This window comes from Mesobacillus sp. ABV4_180 (genome assembly GCF_056158485.1).
Genome location: NZ_JBSWTJ010000001.1, coordinates 2,798,205 through 2,819,204 on the forward strand (window position 1 = coordinate 2,798,205; position 21,000 = coordinate 2,819,204).

Consider the following 21,000-nt stretch of genomic DNA (forward strand, 5'->3'; position numbering starts at 1 on the left):
CTTGAGGTAAATCCCTATAGAATGGAGTTTTTACCATGCCATCTTACCAACCAATGGCGATTGCCTTACCGTGTTTACGTCCGTCTGACTTGGAATCCTATTTACAAAAAGCAACAGAGGAATTTTTTCAACTCAAAACAAATGCAACGGGAGGCAGGGAAAATGTTGTGATTACCGTCTCCGACTGGATTATAGAGGATTATGAGCAATTAACACCCTCTCACTCAGACTTTGAACTCCCTATTCAGCTGAAAGTTGAATTTTTGGATGACCATTTTGACTTCAAAGGCAATAAAAACCGAGTGGATATTGGCATTGTACTCCGTGGACTTGAAAGTTTCACTGTGGTGCCATCAAGCATGACGACCTATCAGTTTTTCAAAGTAGAAGCCACGCCTCATGTCCTTTCCGATAAAAGGGACTACAAACACCTTCTCTTGAAATGGATGGAATATTTGAGTTCCCGCAAATTGAGTTCTTATAGCGAATAGGGTTTCGAAACAACTTATTCAACTATTTTTCCTCTCCTCTTATTGGAATCCTGTCAGTTCCGAAAACTTTGGTAATATTGAGGTATGTAAAATAGAGAAAACATGGGGGTTTTATAAGTGAAAATTGACTATTCAGGTTGGAGACATTTAAAGGAAATGATGGACGGTTATGAAGATGAGTATGTTTGTACCAGTGGTAAAGCAACTGTCCCTGTGAATAAAATTATGGGTCTAACTTACGAAACGGGATTAAAACAAGAACGACTAGATAAAATAGAAAAATCGATAAAAGCTAACGGATATGACCCAGAGCGGTTTTGTAATGACATAGACTTGATATTATTTCCTAATGGTGAATATTGTGTTCAAAGTAATGGTAACCATAGAACATACTTTGCAAAAAAAACTGGAATGAAAACTGTTGAGGCTAATGTTGACGTTATAGTTCCGAAATCTTCACTTTCCCAGTACCAAATTAATTGTATTGAGTCGTTTAGTGACTTTTGGGAACGTAATGATAAGATTGTTGAAATTGCAAAGGAACTTGGTTTGACTCCAAAAAACTCCTTCACACTGTTTTGAATAGTAAAGGAGCTTTTTTCTGTTTATATTTAGAACCTCCTCAAAAAGTGATGGAGTATATATTCACAAGATAGTTTAGAAATCATTCTTTAGCTAACCTGCCCCGTTTGTTTAATAAGGATTTCAACAAAAAGACCGTTAATCCTCTTGAATCAACGCTCTTTGTACGATTGTTTTCGTTTAGCCCTAATTAAAGTACTTTTTGAGATACCGGTCAGATCCTCAACTTGTTTGTACGAATGCTTATCCAACAATGATAAGGCATGAGTTATTTGCCTCTTAGTGAACTTTGCTGGCCTACCCTCACGGAAGTCCTCTCGTTGCCTTGCTATTGCCTTTCCTTCCTGCGTTCTCTCCACGATTAAGTCCCGTTCGAATTCCGCAAAGCCACTCATTATGGTAAAGATTAGGCGGCCCGTCGGTGTATTCTCAATTAGCCCCATATTCAACACATGTACCTTAACGCCTCGATCAAATAGATTCTTTACGATTGTTAGTGCTTCAGAAGTTGACCTGGCAAACCGGTCCAGCTTTGTAACAACTAACGTGTCGTCAGCTTCCAGCACTTTTAATATAGCCTGAAATTGCGGCCGATCCGCCTTTGTTCCCGTGAACTTCTCCGAGTAAATCTTTTCACATCCTTCGCGTTGCAAGGCTTCCATCTGCGCTTGTAAGTCCTGACCGGTAGTTGATACGCGAGCATATCCGTATTTCATTTTCTCTGCCTCATTTTCAGTTAATTTTTGGCTCTATGTTATGACACCGACTTATGCATTGATTATAGCGGATAGGAATACCGGTGTCAAAACTTTTGAGTTATGACACACTTCGTTTTAATGAAAGTCAAAAAAGCCAATTCCAGATGGAATTCGGCATCGATCTGTTTTTTATTCAACATGGGGTAGCATCAGGAAAATGTGGATTTACAACGGTAAGAGTTTTGAGACAAGTCGTATAGAACTTTTATGAATTCTTATTTTTCTAGGATTTTATGTCTGTCTCAAATAGATTCTAATCTATTGGGATAGATTCAAAAATACGTGAAATAACGCTTAATTATTTCCCTTAAGACTTGTCTCGAAATTATTATCGTTGCTTTATCAAACTATTTCATAAAATTTATGTACAGTGAAGAGTCTTATTTTATTCAATCTTATTTACAAAGTAACACACTTTCCTTTATCGCTTCTCGTCTATAATCTTTTTTTATACATTGATCTATTCTAATTTCATCTCTTGGAAGCCAAATACCTTGTAAATATTCAGCTTTATCTTTTGGGTAATACTTCTCGAATTTTCGTTGCAAAACGGGATTTTCTTCTTCTATATACAACCTCTCTAATTCTTTTCTATTTTTTTTATCGCTTATTCCTGCTTTAATGATTCGCATCTCTATACTCACAGTACCCTCTTCTATTTCTTCATTAGATATTCCCCAAAACTTTATTGAATTTTCACATATATTATAAATATGGGCCAACCATCGACACCCAATTTCACTTGATTCTCCTACGTATACACACTTGCCATTAAAATAGATACCGTATACACCACAGTTTTGTTCATCCGAATTTGGCATTTTACAATAGTTTTCTTGTATCCATTTATGCTGCGGAATATATTTTTCAATAAATGCTTTTCCATTTTTCTGCTCGTACCATTGTATTTCTTTTCTAAAACTCATAATATTCCTCCTATCACTATTTTTATTTTATTGAACCGAAACTTTGAGTTATGACACTTTATATACAAAAGAAAAACCTGCTTATTTTAAAAACAAGTTCAAAATTCTTATACAACAATCGCATTTGTTTGTAAAAAATCTGCTCAATATGATCTAACAGCATTAGTTTACTTCATCTTCTTTTTACTTTATTAAAATACATCTTAGTATTTTTCGACCTGTACCTATCCGCCCGTCGCTTGGACTCTTGATCTTCTTCTTCTGTTTCCCTAAAAAACTTAGCAATGTTCGCCTCACACTCTGAACAGTAAATTCTTTTCGGGAAGAATACATTTTCTTTATGGAGTGAATTATCGATTGGTTTCTTGCATTTTTTACATTTATCCAATTAAATACCCCCTTGACTTTTCAATTATCTGGTTCATTTATTAATGAAAACCTGCATGCATTCGCTCGACGATTATATCCCTGTTCTGTAATGCTTGCCATCGTTCGAAAGAAGAAGCGACCAACTGGCTTTGTCATATAGATAAAAACCACATTCGAAACGAAATCACTGCCATCTCGTTCATATCCAGGGGGCAATTCCAGCAACTTAAATGTTGAGCGCCCCTAACTAACATATCTAGCTTATTAAGGACGAGTGTATCGCCTTTTCAAAGCGCTTCCTGTAGCACTACCCATTATTATTGTTTACTGCATTGTTTTGCGTGAATATCCGTTCGCAACTAGCCTCCTTCAGTGCATCATGTGTACTTACGCGAGTATTTCCGATTTTAAATCCCCATCATAAACGGTACTATGTTGCAACTATGAGACGGTACTGTTTTTTGATACAGTTTAGAACCGACTTATCAGCAGAATCCATTACGCAATCTTCCAGTTCCATAAATAATCGTTTTTGCCACTGCAAATAAGCCTCCAAACAATTTAATGTACACTACGAGGTCCTTTAAAATGAGTATCTGGGGATATCACTTTCAAGGCAAATTTTACAAAAACATATAACTCTTTTATTATGTAATTACTTAAAACTTTCGATTATTATTTTCTATCCCTTTTACTAATCTGATAATCCAATACAGTATAATCCAAGGAAGAACGAACAGTGTAACCCATTTAATTCCACCAGTGAGCAATAATGAGGGGTTCATACCAAATACGGAAAGTACCATAATTATAAAGACAAATATAAATGAGATAAAAAGTTTTTTAATCATTATATAAACCCCCTTTCATTAGCTAATTTTACCATAAAAACCGAAATTGTACCGATACTTTCTTACTTATCCTTTGGCAAAACTACCAATGTAATCACCACTCACCTGAATTCCAAGTTTGCTAGCATCTTTTTTTCCAGACACGAAATTCCTTATTTATCATTTCCACCAGATGTAATTCCTGTACAAACGTACAATAAATCATATCTGCCTACTGATGGGGAGAATCAAGCTGATCGTGCATGATCTGAAAACAGAGTGAGACAAGCACAGAGAAAACAACAATGCTGAGTATAACATGACGGCGTTCAAGGTAATTGAAGACACAGCGCTCTTTCCGGTTTCATGGAAAGCGAAGCTGAAAAGACATCCCTCAACCTGCAGATGAACCTTCTCGTAAAGATGGCTATATGGAATTACAGATCCAACAACTTCGGACAGAGGGCGAGAAATTTAACTGAGCATCTCCAACCATCCTAGTGAAAAGGAACAAGGATGCTGATTCTATTATTGTCGAGGTAAACATGAACAAGGAAGCTCCATTTTTTGGTCCTGATGATGTCAAATTAAAGGGTTAAACACTTTTACATATACAAACAAAAAAACTTCCCCAAAAGAGGAAGCCTAACTTCTTATTTACCTACATCTAAGGTAATTTCTACCCCTAATGTTAATTCGTTTACAACAATAATATCCTTACCCTTCTCATCATTATATTCAACTTCTTTTACTTTACCTCCAACAAAAACAGCATCAATATAATCAATTGAGTTCGAATCCATCAATTGCCCTACTCTGACATTATCCGATTTAGGAACATAACCTATATGTAGACGGTCATTTCCTAAATTAATCAAAACCTTTATTGCATTCTTATCAAATTTATTGTCAAGGTCTTTCTCCAAAGATACATAATCTCCAAATTCAACATCTTCAAATTCGGAAACCTCTATATAACCATCTAAAATTTCTTTATTTGTATATCCTGAAAAAGCAGGAATACCATTTTCTTCAGCTATATCTTTTGCAATCTTTCTTAATAACGGTTGGATTTTTTTACCCTTATCGTTTTCATAAGTCACACCTGCAACATTAAAAGTAATGATATTGTTCTTTTTCTGTACTTTAGGCGGTTCTGTTTGAGTAATTGCCCTTGCAGAAGTTACCGCTGCCTGATTGATACCGCTTCTTTCAGACTTGTATTTATAGACTATATAAATCGCATGAATTACTCCAGGTATAAAATAAAAGAAGCAAAGAATCAAATTTATAAAGGCTTGTAATGGTTTACGTGTTAACAATACTGCAACGGGTGGAAAAAATATAGCTAATAAATATAACAATGGATAGTCCTCCTAAAAATTGGTTATTTTCTTTATTCTTCACACTAGGCAAAAAGTACTTCAAGTTTTTTTAAGGCATGAAGGGCAATAAGGTCTTCTTAATAAATGGTCACTACGTATCTCCCACTTATAACCACACTTCGTACATTGGGCAGTAACTTTTTCTCTACTGGAAACATAATAAATCACCTTAACAGCATTATCTGATTTTACTGCCACCTTCTCTTTATATGCTTCTGCCCTATTAACCTTATTTTTTTCGATTAGTTCAGCCTTATCAACTACTTTCTTAGGCTTCTTGATGGGGGATTTTTTAGGTTTCTTAAGTTTAAGCAATTTCTTTGTGAGTAATATCTGTTCCACAAATTCATTTTTTTGTAGTCTCTCATTAAACAAACATCTTCTTAAGCAATTAACCGATTCTGAAACATCAATATTATATCTAGTCTCCTCGTCAGTTATTTGCTTAATTTCATCTATTACATTCGCTAATTTAATTAACTCTTTATCTTTCAATGTATAATCATTTATTCCATGCTTGTATTCAGCCTGAACAGAGATAAAAGAATTATCTATTTCATTATTTATAAGACCAGATATTTTAAACCTTTCTTTCCTAAACGCAAAAACATTATAAAAGTCTTTCTCGAAATATTGTATTCCAGACTTACAATTTGCTGTTGTTTCATTATCAATATAATACACTTTTTCTGTGAAATCCCCTTCATTATTGATGTAACAATAATCAAATCTAATAATAAACGGTTCCTTCTCTACTTCAAGACTTCTGTTAATTCCATTATTCGAAATGTATATATTGATATGACACGTATTTAATAAATTATTATCCTTGTTTACTTTTATTGAAAGATTCTTAGACATATCCCCTAAAGAAAAGGATTCAAATTGTCTTGAGGGGAATATCATTTTATATCTTTTAGACCTCATTTCATCCTCTCTTGCTAGGTATAAATCCAAAGCTTCTGAATAAGGGATTTTCTTAACATCTTTTTCCTCCCGTTTTCTTTGCACATCCTTAATCTGTTCCTCAAATATCTTATAAAAATTCAGTTTACACTTCTTAGATTTCAAATAGCTTTTAAATAGTTTTTTATATTTGGATTTTTCTTCGTGAACTATACTGTAGATAAAAAATTCAATTGCTTCCTCATAATAAATTTTGTGTTCTTTGAATGTCTCACTTATATCTTTTGTAAGTAAATTTAAGGCTTTTGTATATTCTTCCTTAGCGATTTCATAAACTACGTTTAATTCGTACATTCTTTGTGTTAGATCAAACTCAGGTATGTATTGTTTACACAAGTTATAAAGACCTAATTTTACTTCTTCTAACTTTAACTGTATGTCATTGTCTAGGTGTGCTTTTCTTTTAGAAAGAGTAGAAATATCTTTAGGTAAGGAATGTTCAAAATTAAATCTGGTAAACCCATATTCGTATAATGAATTTATACTGCCTATATCTTCTAGTAAGATACTTAAATAATTATCTATTTCTGAATTACTCATTTCAGAATTAGTAAAACGGAACTCGAGTTGTTTAAGAAAAGAATTTAATTGATTGAAACCAAAGAAAGAAGGCAAAAGCTTCTTAAAATATTCTTGTTCTTTTTCATCTAGATACTGTTCCTCTACCTCTTCAATGATTACCATACGAAAGTCTTTTAGAGTGCAGATGTGTTCTAACATAAATTTAAATATCTTAACTGTTTTGAAATTGCCTTCATAGAAGGAATAAGAATTTGAAAAGAAATATTTGCTATACTCATCATATGGTAGCCTATTTAATGCAATAATTTCAGAAAAATGTTGTTTAAATCTTCTTTGTATATCCTTTGCTTTACCTATATAAATTGGAACTATATTATTAGACTTAAAATTATCTAAGTAAATCATATAGATACCAGAAACATTATGCTTTGTTGCTGGTGTAACTTCCTTATGTAAATTCTCCTGAATCAATTGATTAACTTTGGCTTTAATATTATCGAATTGACTCTCATCTTTATCCATGCCATGTCCTCCCCCTTTTTACTATTTGAAATTTATTTCCAAATTTAGTTTACCATTATTTTTCACACTTTCTCTCCCTCATAAATATTTTTTATTTTTTGTTGAGAACATTGGTGAACAATTAATGATAATCAAGTTTTCTAAACTACAATAATGCATTTCAAAAACAGGGAGGGAGGTGTTTTAAGGTAACGGAGAAACTACAACCACATTGCGAGGTTTGCCTTAAGACCTTTAAAAGAACTATATAAAATACAAAAAACCGCACAGCTTTATAACTGTGTGGCAAAATTATGTATTTTGGCGGGACCGCCTGGGAATCGAAAGCAGCTAACCTGGCACGGAGGTCACAATTGGTTTTGAAGTTTGCAATCTTCTTTTGTTCTATTACCTTCCTTGAGCAATTCCTTTCAAGGTGCTTATGGTTTGAGAATGAACCTCACCGAAGGAAGTATTTAATCTGTCGTAGAATTCTTCAATAGGTGCCTTCTCTTTTCCATTTCTTTCGTAGGCCCATTCCCTTAGTTTCTCAGATGTATCCAAAACTTCATATACCGCATTTATAACATTTCCTCTATATTTATCACTGTTAAAACTTAGAAAAAATCGTATGGCTCCTTATCTCCAGAAAATAGATAAGATGTAAAGAGCCAACCCTCCACTATATCCTTATACCATAGCCCGTAGTCTTTCTTTTCAACTTTCATTTCCTCAAATTCACTAACAAAATACCAATTATATTCATCTTCCCTTAGGTATTCAATCCCCTCAAATAAATTATTTAATTCATTTAATACTTTTACCTTTTCTGGAGTGCTGCTTGTTGGAAAGGTTGCTCTCTGGCCTCCCTCGGTGATTCGCTGCATTGTGCTCTCGAGCTTTTCCATCCTCTCTAATAAATCCTCGTATTCTTTATTCTGTTTATTTAATCGTTCCAACATACTTAGGTTGGTTTCTTCTTGTGTTTTTATATAATCTAATAAAAATCCGATTATTTCTTCATTAAATTGAGTTAAACGTTGTTTTATTTCATACAGTTTTTTTCCTTCCTTTGCTAAAACAGGACTAGTTTCCATACTGATAGAAATATCATTAACTTTCTCAACACTAGTAATTAAGTTACTCATATAATCCACTGATACAGCGTCTGTTTCCAATTGGTAATCATCTCTATTTGCTGTGCTAATTACTTTAGCTATTGTCATTGCGCCGTATGTCGTATTACCACGTTTTTCATTCCATTTTGTACGATAAAGGCCGGATTGTCTAAATAATAGATCAATAGTGGAATACTTTCCATCGGTGAAGAAGGCCAAGTACCTACATAATGCTAAATCCGCTGCTGAATGGTCGCCGTTATACATGCTTGTGTCACCGTTCCATAGAGCCTGTATTTTGTGACCATTTCTTGCATTAAACATCGTTTCTTTGATTACTTCTAGGTTAGGTGTATCGGTTGGAACTATCGCTGCTTTATAAGGTTTTATCTTACTGCGTTTTTCTTTAAAATAAGATTCATATAAACTTTCAATAAATGGCTGGTTTTCTTCGATTGGCTCATGCAAATTCCAAAAGGCATCACCGGTCATGGTTACCCAACCGTTCCCTCCAAATACTTCAAACTTCTCACCAATTTCAGTATAGCCAATTTTACCCATACCTTTTGGTTTGTTTCCTTTAAGCCAAATATGATATCCCTCTCCACTTGGACTGTACTCTGTGTAACCATACGCTATAAGTTCCAATAACTCATCCGATATGCCCCCAGAGCTAGCGTTATAGTCTAAGTCAATGCAAATGAAATTTGTTCCCCCTAAGGCAAATCCGACACCAGAGAATTTTCCTGTTTTAAAAGCTTTTTCAACTTCATCAAAACTATGTAAATTTTTTGGGTTGTTCCAACCCTTAAAATATTCACCTTTACTAGTTACTGGTACTTTTGTAAGTTCTCCAAGCTTTCCTTTCACTGGTTTAGCCTGCCATAATAACCAATTTGGATGTTGCTTCAATTCGTTTGGGATATTTTGAAATTTTGGCGCTGGTATTTTCTCTCCCATTTTTATTACCACTTTTCCCTAACCTGCCTCTCGTTTCAGACAACTTATGCCTCTTATTCCTCTTCCTTTTTTTTCTAATTTTAACACAACTTTTAAAAGATATGACCAGATCGTTGGAATAATTGAAAATATCAATTTGCCAGTTCCTAAATCTCTTATCCTTAGATTTGAATTGCAAGCTTTAACGGTGAATATTTCTTTCAAGACTGGTGTCCTCTCTATTCTACAAATCATCAAAGCTCTCCTGTTCTTCTATTAAATTAATCAACCATTTCATTAAGATCCTTAAAATCAGCTTCATTATTTAGTATTTCACATGCTCTGGAGAGTTGTTCCGATAATTCAATTGCTTTATCGAGGGGTCTCGAAAAGATCAAAGGTTGTTTACCAGAAAAAAATATATTTATTTTAAAGTATTCATATTCAAGGTCTTTTATTTCCTCGTGTATCTTAGACTTACCTAGAATTGTATCGCTGTATAAAATAAAGAGGCTATAGATTCTTGTTTCGAACTCTTGGCAAACTGCATTAAAGTAAACTTCATATTTATGATTATTAATTGCATACATAAAAGCATTTTCTTGATTATGGCCTATTGACCTGGAATAAGAATGGACATTAAGGTTTTTTTCTAATAATTGTTTGTAGACTTCCCTTCCACACCTGATTTCATTTTGCATTCTATCATCTTCAAATTGCAGGGTCTCTTCAACATTACTAAGTGTGGTCATAATTAGATTTACTTGAGAATGGTACGGACCAATTTCTTCAAAGAATGCAGTGGCTATGCTTGCCCATCTTCTTTTCATCCCATGATCTCTAATTTTGTCAGGACCTACAAAAAGAATCCCAGCAGGTAAACCCTCATCGTCATTTTCTTTTAAATAATCAAAGTACTTTTTATACACTTGAAACTTTTGACGCAATTGACTATGGGACTCGGTGCCTAAGTCGCACTCGATTGTAAATCTTCTTCCATCAAAGAATTTAATTTCTGCATCAGGGCGAAACCGGACTTTCTCATTCATTGTTTGATATGTAATGGAAGCATAGAGGTTTAAGCGATAGTCGACGTCTAACTCTTTGAGTTCCTCTAGCTGCATAAAGAAATCAATTAACAATAAATGGTGAGATGATTGGACTACAGGAGGCTTATAGATCGGATAAGGAATATCCGCAAATAATGGCATATCTGCTTTAACCCATCCGTTTCCTAACTGTCCTTCCGAGATGTTTAGCCATTCCTTCGCTAACTCATACCCCTTGAGAGTTAAAAAATACAATGACCCCCTAGCATATGATCCTTGTAAACGGTGACTTGTAAGACACCCCATTTTTGATAATCTACTAAGGTGGTTATAAATATTTTTCTCCTGTGAGATTGAATGATGCTTCCCATATAGGAATTTAGTTAACTGGGGAGCAGTCACACCTCGATAAGTAAAAAGGGTTTCAATGATTCTAGTTGAAGTAAGTGAAAGATTATATACTGATAACATTGGCATTAAATTCAGCTCCTTTTTATTACATTTTCACGCCTCTAAAATAGGGTATATTTTCGTACTATATATTTAACCTGGATATCCTTACTAATCCCTTTGATAGCAAGGATTAAAGAGAGTAACATAAAAAGAAACTATGGTTACTTAGTAACATACAGAAACTTCAGAAGTAACATGATTTCTTTTTTTGTTACTAATCTTCTGTTAACCCACGTAATTTTAAGGTACTTTCATGAATTCCTCTATAAATCGGATTCTTTAACTTCTGTTCTAAAATAATGTGGTTTACTAGTTTCTTTCTTTGATGGTTTATTTTAAAATGGTTAATTTGATTGTTAATTGGCCAGAATGACTTTATCCATTTATCAGGAAACATTCTTTCTTCATGCAAGTTGGTCACTTCTAAATCGACATTTTTCAAATAACTTTTAATCGTTTCTTTTATTAGCGAAATACTTATTACTTTTATATCAATACTAAGCTCCTTTGATAAACCGATAACATGATTAAGTTCCGTAATATCACAAGTAGACTCACCCACCAAAATCCATAGTTCATGCAGGATATCCTTACTTAAAAACTCATAAATAAAAGGACTTGCTTTACCAGGATTAAGCAGCATGAAGTTTATGTTTGATCCTCGTGTTGTCTGGCGTAAAAAGTTTAATTGGAAATAGAGATCTTTATACTGGGTTAGATTCAGACTAAGAATGGATGGATTTTCGAGAGCATTGAATTTAAATTTATCTAAATCACTGTTGTACGTGGCCACATATCGTTTTATTGGGAATATCCACTTTGGCTTTTCGGCAGGCTCTGCTTCATATATAAATGTCTTGATGTTATAATCGGAAAAGAAACTCGAATAACTCAATAGAAATTCAGAAACATCCTCTCCGCTAAGTGACGACCACAATCCAATTAACTTTTTAGTTTCCTTAATCTCAGTATTTAACCCTGCCATGAGAAAAGCCCTGGATTTCTCATTATCTAATGCTCTTTTCCTCTCCTCTTTTTTCGCTTCATTTAAAACCCAAGCTTCTGAACGTGGATACATATGGGTTAGCAATGGACAAATCTTCATAGTTTCTTTGGTATTGAAGCAAAACGGATTTTTCATTATTGGATATGCCACTTTCTTAACTCCTCCTTATTGATCAAAAAAAAATACCCTAAAGAAAGAGGCCTACCAATCGGTCTCTTCTTTAGGGTATTTCCCTTTGGTATTAAATTATTGTGCCTTCAATATATCATCAAGAAGTCTATTATGCAATACCTTTTATTATCCGTTCTTCTAAGCATTGTTGCTCAACCCATATTTTAATTTAGCCTCTTCCTCATTTGACACATCCAAAACTTTTACTCTATTTACTAACTCTTTAAACTTGATGCTATCCGACTCAGCACTAACCATGGCAAGCAGCGAGGTTTTCCTTCTAAAATAATTTGCTACGGTCTCATCAACGTACTTTAAATAATGAGCATCAGATTTTAGTTCATTAAAGAGGTTTAAGAAGTCATCTTGTTTGGTTAGATAGAATCTTTTCATCTCTTTGGATGGTAGGGTCTTTATTTTGTTTTGCCAGTTCTCACTAGTTGTCAAAATAAACTCTGTAGGTTCCGGTTTGCCTACATCATAAAACAACGGTCTCTTATACTTTTCAATATTGCACTCTACTACTGCTAGATCTCCTATTGAAAATTCAGCAGTCTCCAAGTTAACCGGCCTAGGAAGTATAATATAGTATTTCTCTTCTCCAGGAATTCCGGTAATGCCCAATAAAAAGGTATCTCTCGTTAAGGATGGTAGATTATTCATTGTATAAAGAGCTTCTTCTCTTGATACCTGTTTTTCGCAAGAGGCCACGACCCATTCAATAATCGGCTTTTTCATTTTTTCCTTATACTTTATTCTTTCTAGGCGCTGAGCCTTCCTCACAACCTTTGGAGTTTTAAAGTAATCAAATGCTATCCATATTACCATTAAAGGAATCATAGGGATCATTAATACTGCGATAGATATCTTTACCCCTACTTCGCTCGAAAAGAACATGGCAATGATTACCCCAATGACAATAACCAGGAAACCAACAATCATAAAAGCATACGCCCCAACAACAGCTATCCCCAAAATAGCAGCACCTGTAAGTTCCGGTGCCCCTTCAAAAATAAGACCGTGTCTATCTAATAAATCAATAATTCCGATTCTCCTAAATATAGGTACTAAATTATGCCATTGAAACACTATCAAAAGGGTAATGGCAATTCCCATTAATCCTGCCAAACCAGTATCTCTTCCCCTTTTATACTGAACAACCCCATTTAACAACCCGAGTATTAAATTCATATTTTTACCTCACATCGTTAACTCTTTAAAATTTTAGCGCTCTTTGGAAATATGAACAATTTTACCATCCTGAAGGAGCACATATTTTCCGTAACCATCTCCATTTACGTACCATGCTATTTTTGAAGCTAGAGATAGTGGAGCCTGATGATTATGTAATGGATTTGGAGATTGATAAGACCTTTTTCTCTCTGCTTTTTCATTGTATTCAATGTGGTTCGCAACATTTAACGGGTTGATAGAGTGATTGATTACCCAACACGCATACTCCTTACATGGAGAAACAAACCATAAAGCATCCTCACGATTCGCTGATTCATCTGGATAAAACGGGTATAACGAATCACTTTCTTGTCGTTCCCGATTCTTGGGGGGAATAAAAAAATGCTTATTTATATTTTCCAACTGAGTTTGATCTTGATCATGTTGTACTTTCCTTAGGAAATATCCACATTCGTTTAAGGTCTTTGGGTTATCCTGGTAGATCTGCTGTCTAATAGAACACCTCTCCGTAATACCATCAAACAGTTGACAATCATTCCTGCAAGTTTTCTTAGTATTATCGACGATTAATTTGAGCAAGTTTTTTCCCCTTTTAGATTTTGGTAATACCTGTTTTGGGCTTTCTCAAATATAAGGTCAACCTCTTTGAGAATTAAATTTCTTTCCCTGTCAGACCAAGCATGTGACAGTTCTAATTTCAGTTCATCAATTTTCCCTCTTTCTTCTGGAAGTAATATATCTATAAACCGTGGATCCGATGTTTCAGACTCTTCCACACTGAACATGTGTTCATACTTCATTAAAATGGATTTAATAAGTTTCATATCCTTTAAGAATTGGTTTTTGAATTCTGAGTCGATTTTTCTCTGCAAGTGTCTCTCTCCTTTATTAGAGATTAAGTCTAACCTCAGGGCATATAGTGAAAACATTAATCTGTATATATTAATAAGTTTTGCTTTATTGCCCATGCGAATTTTTGGTTCACAGTTTTGTTTTTTCTCTTGGCATATACCGGTATTCCTAGTTCCAACAAAACTGGTAACAATTTGTTAGTGTGATCATTGGGGAGGCCATCAAAAAGTCCAAATACATCCCCAATTTCTTTTATTGGGATAGGTTGTCCGTTTACACCTCTACAAAAGTAATTCCTAAGCTTTCTGCGCACAACCAATTCCTGTCTCTTAACTTGAAAAAACTCGTTATCCCTTAAATATTGAATAATATTCGTTTTTAATTTATCCTCCATACAATTAATCCTCCTGCACTGAAAAATTCACCTGATAATCTGTGCCAAACCTTAAAGTTTATTCATAATGGTTGTTATGACCGAAATTCCCAATACTATAAAACTAATAATTACAACCAAATTATTTAACTTATTAAATGTTTTCTCTTTTAAAAACCAAAACATACTCATCTACCCCTATCTTAATTAATTCACACTTTCATCTTTTTCCAAAAATACCCTTCGTAAAATACAATATCTTTTTTTGGATTAAACGCTAAGGCTTTCTCGATTTCCTTTTGAAGCTCCTCTATTTCTTTGCGCATTCTATATGATTCCAACAAGAGCTCATTAATATCTCCATATCTCGTCTTTTGAAGGTCTTTTGGCCATTGTGTCATTTCAGTGCCTCCTTTTGACAAAACAACTAACGAATTTTATATAGATATAAGACACTTGCCCACCCTTCATCTAAACTCATAGCAGGATCTCTCGAATCCATCTTTAAACCATACTTTCTCATCATCTCAAGGAGGTGATTACTATGAAAAAATGCTTCAACAATGGGCCGTGTTTCATATGTCCAGCGGATATTATGGCTGCGGTCAAACTTTTTACGAACTCCTTCAGAAACGATTTCAATATAAAAAGGATTTAAGTCATGGAAATGGCATTTTCCAATATCGCAAAACAGTTTTACGATTCTTTCTGTTAATTTTTGAAGGTCATACACCTTAAAACTTGAATGATAAAATCTATAAAACATATTTTCTATTCCCATTTTGCTATTCAAAATAATTTTCTGGATTTCGAGTATTTCTATTCGATGCACATGGATTTGTGCTATTATTTCCTCTTCCTTTTGGTAACTTTCATTACTGTCAGAAGTGTTTATTGATGTTAATGCCTCCTTCTCATCGTCACTCCATTTTGTTGAAACACCTTCCATTAGCTCCTTTACTTTTTCATTAAGCACTTGTTGTTTCTTTTCTGTTTCCTGTTTGATTAACTTCATTTTTTCTTCAATAGATTTAAACTCAATAATCCCTTCTTTTTTCATTCATATCCCCCTTTCCTTCTACAATTTAGAGTTCAACTAGATCTACCACTTCAGTATATGCCATTATTTTCCATTTGTCAAACATACGTTCTTTATTTAAATAAAAAAAAACACAATGTCGTTTTGATTTTCTTAGTCGATATTGTGTTTATAATTAAGCATAGAATAGGCACTAAATTTGTGCAGTGAATTCAATAGTTAACATCTATCAAACAGGTTGTGCCATTGACTGTATTTCCTGAAAACCTATCAGAAATTAAAACAAGGAATGACGATAGCATTCTAATAAGCTAGTGGATGATATCCCATCAGTATCTTCAAAAAAATATACCGAGATATCCATCCTTTTGTGAGTATATTATGTCTAACCCAGAATACTCACGACTTGATCCCAGGATAATGAGAATGTCGGCAAACATTCGTTATACAGCTTAATTTTCATAGGTTACAACACCAAAATACGGAAAACGGAAGCAGGCACAGGAGCTCTGTCAAAGGGTAGTTTTACACCCGAAATACGTAGGGGAAATTTATGCATTTGGAGATAAATATATATTTGGTTGTGCAAACTATACAGAAAGTACTGGACGAGGAGAAAATCAGAACCAATCATCACCTCACTCTAGCAATTTACGAACCCCCCAATTTTATTCCATTTTTTCAGCATTGGTTCACCGTATATTTAATTTCTTCTAAGGAAAGTGAAGTTCAGATTTTAAATCTTCTCATCATGTCGACATGACCGTCATTAACTTTCCTTCCAATATTATTAGAAAAGGAGTACTTTTCAATTTTTCATAAAGTCACTTGACAATAGATAAAGTGTATTATAATCTTTGATTAAAATGATGATGGTGGTTGTAGTTGCCATTCATCTAAATAATATCTAATTTAATATCATAAAGGGACAACCCCTAGATGAGAAAAGGTTAACGAAAATTAACCTTCTCTTAATCTAGGGGTTTTTTGTTTCTCTAAAGGAGGTGAATTTGATTGTGCAACAAAGAAATATCGATTTAAAACTTCAAATAAAGAAGGCTAATTTGTATATTTGGCAAGTTGCTGAAGAAATGCAAATACATGAGAACACATTATACCGGCTCTTAAGACATAACCTATCAGATGCCCAAAGAGAAAGAATATTAAATGCTATTGAAAATCTAAAAATCATATAAACAATTATCCTAAGAAATGAGATGACTATTTGGATAAATCAATCAGAGCAGCTTTGCAATTGTTGAGTTATGGATTGACACCTATCCCTCTTCTTGGTAAAAGGCCAATACTAAAAAACTGGCCCAGTCGATTTACGGTTCAACGTATTCAAGCAACTGAAATAATAAATGGGATAGTAGATCAAGATGACAAAATAATAACTTACAAAAATAAAAACATCGGGATAATAACTGGCTCGGTATCTGATTGTGTTGTATTAGATATCGATAATCTGTCAACATTAACAAAATTAGAAAAGATGGGGGATTTACCTTTGACTTGGAGAGTTCGTTCCAACAGAGGAGTTCATCTTTATTTTAAGTACAACCAGAATGTTCCTTCCATGAAATTATGGGATAGCATTGACATTCTTTCTGATAAAAAACAAGTAGTAGCTCCACCTTCCATTCATCCTAAGGGCACAATTTATCGATGGGAACTGTCGCCAAAACAAGTTGAAAAGGCAAATTTACCTTTTTGGTTAGTTAAGTACATTTTTGAAAACAGTAGGAATGGTATTTTCGATAAGTCTTCCACTAATGAAAATAAAATAACTACAAAAAACAAATTAAGAACCAACTTTAAAAGCAATGCACCTAACATGCTATTAGAAAATGTAGACTGGATAGACTTTTATAGCAGGTTTACTAACAACATTAAAGGAAATGGTGAATGGCTTAGTTCTAAGTGTCCATTTCATCAAGATAAACATAACTCATTTAGCTTTAATATTAAAAATGGGGCTTGGAAATGTTTCGCCGGTTGCGGTTCTGGAAATGGATTTAGCGCTGTTCAAACAATATATAAAATAAATTTTCAGCAAGCCCTTAAAGTTATCAAAGGAGAAGATTTAATTGTCTAAAAGCGATAAAGTAAAAATTGGGGAATTGGTTAACTCAAATGATCTATCTCCAACACAACGAGTGAAATTACTTGTAGAACAAGGTGATATGACGGTTTCTCAAGCAATTATTGAACTTGCCCAGCAAAATGCTACTTTTTTCATAACAGAAAATGAGGAAGTTTTTGCTTCTGTCAAAATTGATGGAAATAATGAACACTTTGCTGTCAATAGTGACAAATTCAAAAAATTTATAAGAATGCATTATTACCAGGTATTTAATAAACCAATCGGGAAAACACCCTTGTCAGAGGCTATTGATACCATAGTAGCTATTCAAGAGTTTAATTTCCGTGATTTTCAAGAAACCTTTATTCGTGTAGGTAAACACAAGTCTACTATATATCTCGACTTGGGTACTCCAGGTCGAGAAATTGTAGAAGTGGATAACCAGAGCTGGCGAGTTATTCAAAATAATTCGCTTAAATTTTTAAGACCTAATACTTATAGGTCGCTCCCTATTCCTGTTAAAGGTGGAACAATAAAAGATTTAGATAAGTTTATTAATATTAATGATCAAGATAGAATATTAGTTTATTCATTTCTTCTAAGTTGCCTTTCACCTACCGGACCATATCCTATTTTAATTGTTCAAGGTCCACAAGGTTCTGGCAAAAGCTTCTTTAGTAGATTGATGAAAAGTATTATTGATCCAACTTTCGCTCCAATACGTTCGTTACCTAGGAATGAAGAAGATTTAATGATTTCCGCCCAGAAGAGTCGTTTACTAGCATTTGATAACTTATCTGGTATAAGCAATAATATGTCAGATTCGTTATGTAAACTTTCAACAGGTGGGGGATTTTCCACAAGAAAATTCTATGAAAATACAGAAGAGGTAGTTTTATCTACACTCCGCCCAATTATTTTAAATGGGATTGATTATATTGCCAGGCGACCTGATCTCGCTGATAGAGCGATTATTATCAATCTTTCACCTTTCAATAGTAATGAACGTTTATCAGAGGATGAGATTTTAAAGGAGTTTGAAGATCTAAAGCCTAAGATACTCGCTGCTCTACTTGATGCACTAAGTATCGCTTTAAGAAATTTGCACAATGTTAAGCTTGACTCAACACCGCGCATGGCTGATTTTGCGAAATTAGCAACTGCTGCTGAAACTGGATTTGGTTTCAAAAAAGGTACATTCATGAAAGAATATACCCGTAATCGTAAAGAAGCAGCTGAAGAAGCAGCTGAACATGATTTGTTAGTGTCAACGATAATAGATTGCTTGGATAGAGAAAGAAGAATTTCAGGAACTGCTACATTTATAATTGAAAGGCTTAGAAAGTATATCTCTGTAGAAGCACAGACTTCTAAACAATGGATTAAATCACCAAATCAACTGAAAGACCAATTGACTCGTATTCAGCCTATTCTAACAGCAAATAATATAAGTTATGTCTATATTCGAAATAACTTAGGTAGAATTCATTCTTTAGAAAAGCTATAACGGTTTAATAAATTTCAATTAAATATGACGATATGACGATAATGTCGGCTAACTGCAATGCTTTTATTCAAAATGAGGATTTTTAATTGGAATCTACCATTTTTGCATCATGTAATAAGAAAGGAATATCTCATGAAAAAAACAGGAGAATTACCAGAAGTACTTGAGGTAAAAGATATTCAAGAATATCTCGGAATTGGCCGAAGCCAAGCATATAGATTAGTAAAATCCAATCTATTTCACGCAGTAAATGTAGGAAAAAGAATCCTTATTTCAAAAAAGTCGTTTTTAGATTGGTTTGAAGGTAGCTAAACAACTACCTTGAACACATCAAATGATAATTAATATTTGAGGACACTATGCCCTTTGCAACCAACACTACTTCCAGTATTATTACTAATAGGTGCATATGCTTGGTGTCCAGCTATATTTGGAGGAAAAATAATGGCTGGTTATCCTAAGAAAGATAAGAATGGGACGTATTATTTTGTTTTGGAGGCTGGAACAGACTCGTTTGGCAAGCGTAAGAGAATTAAAAGACGTGGCTTTAAAAAAATCAGCGAGGCAAAAGCCGCTATGGCTGAATTAATGCTCGAAATACAAAAAGGCAACTTGGTATTTGAAAAGAAGTTGTCTGTAGGAGAGTATCTGGACTACTGGCTGGAAAACTACGCTAAGACAAATCTTAAGCCTAAAACGTTTGTCGAATACGAGAAGATCATCAAAACTCATCTTTACCCTTCTCTAGGTCACATCCCATTGAAAGAATTAAAACCTGTAGAGCTACAAAACTATTATAAGAAAAAAATAACGTCCTTGTCCGCTCAAACAGTCACGCACCATCACCGCCTTATGTCAAAGGCGCTAAATGATGCGATTGATTGGGAATTTATTAATAAAAACGTGACCAAAGGCGCTAAGCCCCCAAAGCCAGGAAAGGCGGAAATGAAAACACTTGAAGTAGAACAGCTCAATGAACTGATGAAAATTGCAAAGGAAAAAACCCCGGTATACTTTCCAGTTATCTATGCAGCCTCCCATACCGGCATGCGAAAGAGTGAGCTGATTGGACTCTCCTGGAACAATGTAGATTTTACAACAGGGAAAGTTTACATCCGCCAAACAATTACAGAAGCGAATGGGAAATATTTTTTTAATAATATTCCTAAAAACGAGAAACCCAGAGGTGTAAGGGTAACCTTTGAGTTATTCAAGCTTTTGCAGAAACTTAAGGAAGCAAACGATCATCGAAAAAAAATCCTAGGAGATTCCTTTAACCCTCATAACTTAGTCTTTTGCAATACAAAAGGAAATATTATGCCTCCATCTGAAATAACTAGAGCACTTAAAAGGTGTTTAAAGGCAGCGGACCTTCCGGATATCCGATTTCATGACCTCAGGCATTCCCATGCAACGATTCTATTGAAGGAAAATGTCCATCCTAAAATTGTCAGCGCTCGTTTAGGTCACTCCAAAATTCAAGTTACGATGGATACCTATTCTCACCTGACAGACTCAATTGAAGGAATTGCTGTCGATTATTTAAATGGGGTACTTGAGTAAGCTAGCTACAAATGGCACCACTTAGGGCACCACCAATAAAAAAAGACCGATTCCACTCGATCTCGTGCTCTATGTATGATAGTGAAAAGCCTTGATTTCAATGGATTGGCGGGACCGCCTGGGAATCGAACCCAGCTAACCTGGCACGCAGGTCACAAGCGGTTTTGAAGACCGTGGAGGGCACCAGCACCCCAATCAGCCCCGTATTTTAGAACAAGGTCTATTATACTTACAAGCTGGCTTTTTTACAAGAGAGTTACTCAAATTGTCACAGGACTTGTCTTCCCTTGTTGGCTGATACTATAATAAGGAAAGATATT

20 protein-coding genes and 1 tRNA gene are annotated in these 21,000 nt (G+C 34.4%); 7 read left to right on the top strand and 14 right to left on the bottom strand.

Going from position 1 to position 21,000, the window contains the following annotated elements; genetic code table 11:
- The first annotated feature begins 35 nt into the window (after positions 1–35).
- Both ACXAEA_RS14315 and ACXAEA_RS14320 read left to right on the top strand, forming a co-directional pair.
- Positions 36–491, top strand: a complete 456-nt coding sequence (locus ACXAEA_RS14315) for a hypothetical protein (protein ID WP_475096557.1) — start codon at positions 36–38, stop codon at positions 489–491.
- 117 nt (positions 492–608) lie between these two features.
- Positions 609–1,073 carry a hypothetical protein gene (locus tag ACXAEA_RS14320; RefSeq protein WP_475096558.1) on the top strand — a complete coding sequence of 155 codons (465 nt, stop codon included), beginning with the start codon at positions 609–611 and terminating at the stop codon, positions 1,071–1,073.
- A 152-nt stretch (positions 1,074–1,225) separates the two neighbouring features.
- On the opposite strand, the gene ACXAEA_RS14325 is transcribed toward ACXAEA_RS14320, so the two are convergent.
- The 13 genes from ACXAEA_RS14325 to ACXAEA_RS14385 form a co-directional block, all read right to left on the bottom strand.
- Positions 1,226–1,789: a recombinase family protein gene (locus tag ACXAEA_RS14325; protein ID WP_475096559.1), complete on the bottom strand. Its 564-nt coding sequence runs from the start codon at positions 1,787–1,789 to the stop codon at positions 1,226–1,228.
- Positions 1,790–2,226: 437 nt separating this feature from the next.
- Positions 2,227–2,757, bottom strand: a complete 531-nt coding sequence (locus tag ACXAEA_RS14330; RefSeq protein WP_475096560.1) for a hypothetical protein — start codon at positions 2,755–2,757, stop codon at positions 2,227–2,229.
- Positions 2,758–4,609: 1,852 nt separating this feature from the next.
- Positions 4,610–5,320: a YqaE/Pmp3 family membrane protein gene (locus tag ACXAEA_RS14335; protein WP_475096561.1), complete on the bottom strand. Its 711-nt coding sequence runs from the start codon at positions 5,318–5,320 to the stop codon at positions 4,610–4,612.
- A 60-nt stretch (positions 5,321–5,380) separates the two neighbouring features.
- A complete protein-coding gene (locus tag ACXAEA_RS14340; protein ID WP_475096562.1) occupies positions 5,381–7,351 on the bottom strand; it encodes a GIY-YIG nuclease family protein in 1,971 nt (656 codons plus the stop codon).
- 596 nt (positions 7,352–7,947) lie between these two features.
- Entirely contained in the window at positions 7,948–9,408 is a 1,461-nt protein-coding gene (locus ACXAEA_RS14345) for a phage NrS-1 polymerase family protein (RefSeq protein ID WP_475096563.1), read from the bottom strand.
- A gap of 260 nt (positions 9,409–9,668) precedes the next feature.
- Entirely contained in the window at positions 9,669–10,913 is a 1,245-nt protein-coding gene (locus ACXAEA_RS14350; RefSeq protein ID WP_475096564.1) for a replication-relaxation family protein, read from the bottom strand.
- A 190-nt stretch (positions 10,914–11,103) separates the two neighbouring features.
- The gene (locus tag ACXAEA_RS14355; RefSeq protein WP_475096565.1) at positions 11,104–12,045 is read right to left on the bottom strand and encodes a hypothetical protein; all 942 of its coding nucleotides are present in this window, start codon (positions 12,043–12,045) and stop codon (positions 11,104–11,106) included.
- Between the two features lie 159 nt (positions 12,046–12,204).
- Complete coding sequence (locus ACXAEA_RS14360) at positions 12,205–13,257, bottom strand: hypothetical protein (RefSeq protein ID WP_475096566.1); 1,053 nt, start codon at positions 13,255–13,257, stop codon at positions 12,205–12,207.
- A gap of 33 nt (positions 13,258–13,290) precedes the next feature.
- The gene (locus tag ACXAEA_RS14365; protein ID WP_475096567.1) at positions 13,291–13,839 is read right to left on the bottom strand and encodes a hypothetical protein; all 549 of its coding nucleotides are present in this window, start codon (positions 13,837–13,839) and stop codon (positions 13,291–13,293) included.
- Positions 13,827–14,132: a hypothetical protein gene (locus ACXAEA_RS14370; RefSeq protein ID WP_475096568.1), complete on the bottom strand. Its 306-nt coding sequence runs from the start codon at positions 14,130–14,132 to the stop codon at positions 13,827–13,829. Before ACXAEA_RS14370 ends, ACXAEA_RS14365 begins: the two co-directional genes overlap by 13 nt.
- Before the next feature lie 56 nt (positions 14,133–14,188).
- A complete protein-coding gene (locus ACXAEA_RS14375; RefSeq protein ID WP_475096569.1) occupies positions 14,189–14,506 on the bottom strand; it encodes a hypothetical protein in 318 nt (105 codons plus the stop codon).
- Between the two features lie 191 nt (positions 14,507–14,697).
- Positions 14,698–14,886, bottom strand: a complete 189-nt coding sequence (locus ACXAEA_RS14380) for a hypothetical protein (protein ID WP_475096570.1) — start codon at positions 14,884–14,886, stop codon at positions 14,698–14,700.
- Between the two features lie 26 nt (positions 14,887–14,912).
- Positions 14,913–15,545 carry a hypothetical protein gene (locus ACXAEA_RS14385; protein WP_475096571.1) on the bottom strand — a complete coding sequence of 211 codons (633 nt, stop codon included), beginning with the start codon at positions 15,543–15,545 and terminating at the stop codon, positions 14,913–14,915.
- Positions 15,546–16,534: 989 nt separating this feature from the next.
- Here ACXAEA_RS14385 and ACXAEA_RS14390 point away from each other — a divergent pair.
- The 5 genes from ACXAEA_RS14390 (at position 16,535) to ACXAEA_RS14410 (ending at position 20,680) form a co-directional block, all read left to right on the top strand.
- Positions 16,535–16,720 carry a hypothetical protein gene (locus ACXAEA_RS14390; RefSeq protein ID WP_475096572.1) on the top strand — a complete coding sequence of 62 codons (186 nt, stop codon included), beginning with the start codon at positions 16,535–16,537 and terminating at the stop codon, positions 16,718–16,720.
- Between the two features lie 29 nt (positions 16,721–16,749).
- On the top strand, positions 16,750–17,622 hold the full coding sequence (locus ACXAEA_RS14395; protein WP_475096573.1) for a bifunctional DNA primase/polymerase: 873 nt from the start codon (positions 16,750–16,752) through the stop codon (positions 17,620–17,622).
- Positions 17,615–19,117 (top strand): hypothetical protein, encoded by a 1,503-nt coding sequence (locus tag ACXAEA_RS14400; protein WP_475096574.1) that lies wholly within the window; start codon positions 17,615–17,617, stop codon positions 19,115–19,117. The genes ACXAEA_RS14395 and ACXAEA_RS14400 overlap by 8 nt, the downstream gene beginning before the upstream one ends.
- A 132-nt stretch (positions 19,118–19,249) precedes the next feature.
- Positions 19,250–19,429, top strand: coding sequence for a helix-turn-helix domain-containing protein (locus tag ACXAEA_RS14405; protein ID WP_214784645.1), 180 nt, complete (start codon positions 19,250–19,252; stop codon positions 19,427–19,429).
- Between the two features lie 132 nt (positions 19,430–19,561).
- Positions 19,562–20,680 (top strand): site-specific integrase, encoded by a 1,119-nt coding sequence (locus tag ACXAEA_RS14410; protein WP_475096575.1) that lies wholly within the window; start codon positions 19,562–19,564, stop codon positions 20,678–20,680.
- A 106-nt stretch (positions 20,681–20,786) separates the two neighbouring features.
- Here the strand turns inward: ACXAEA_RS14410 and ACXAEA_RS14415 are convergent.
- Positions 20,787–20,883 (bottom strand) — tRNA-Sec (locus ACXAEA_RS14415).
- Positions 20,884–21,000 lie beyond the last annotated feature (117 nt).